Source organism: Brevibacterium sp. FAM 24630, from assembly GCF_049804075.1.
Lineage (GTDB): Bacteria > Actinomycetota > Actinomycetes > Actinomycetales > Brevibacteriaceae > Brevibacterium.
Genome location: NZ_JBNBZD010000065.1, coordinates 1 through 711, shown reverse-complemented (window position 1 = coordinate 711; position 711 = coordinate 1). Strand labels below are relative to the sequence as shown.

Sequence of the window (711 nt, the reverse complement as noted above, 5' to 3'; positions counted from 1 at the left end):
GGACGCGGACGAAGACCTCGGACCCCAGGAGTGCATGCGGTACCGAATACTGCCCGGACTCGAAAGCGACCATCGGCGTATTGACCGGAACCTTCCTCGACAGACCGAACGCGATCGTATGCGCCCGGTCCGGGACCGGATGCATCCTCTCCTGCTCCTGACCGATCAAGTCGATCGGACATCGTTTCGTCACCCGATGCTCTTTCTCGTTGATCTCGGACATAAAGGCTTGGCAGGCGGCCTCGAGGTCAGCAAACGAAGCGTACTCATTGCGCAGGTTCGTGGCTGTGGGCACCAGATCAGCCTTCGCGATCTGGACGGACCGCTCCACCCCGCCCTTCGATGCCGGATCGGCCGGCTGACACGTCAGGACCGTCGTTCCGTAGTACTTCGCGAATGAGACTGTGTCGCGATTGCGTACCGGAACCCCGGCGATATGCATCGTCGTGACGGTCTTCTCGTTATCAGTCAACACATAGGTCGGGATGCCGCCGATGAGTCGAAACGTGCGGTCTAAGACCATGAACACCGACGCCAGCGTCTTATCCCGAAGCGGAATGACGATGCGAAACCGCGAGAACGCTAACCACGCGATGAACAACACCGTCTTCACGCCACCGACGACGGGCCCGTCACCGTAGTCGTATTGCAGCCACAGTCCCGGCTCTGCCACCCAGGGACGATGCACACGACGACCTGCTCTTTCATGGA

Annotated in this window: 1 protein-coding gene; it reads right to left on the bottom strand. The window is 60.2% G+C overall.

Translation table 11 applies throughout. The annotated features are described in order from the left end of the window. A partial coding sequence (locus tag ACPUD7_RS17725) for a DDE-type integrase/transposase/recombinase (protein WP_425120648.1) occupies positions 1-711 on the bottom strand: 711 nt, incomplete at both ends.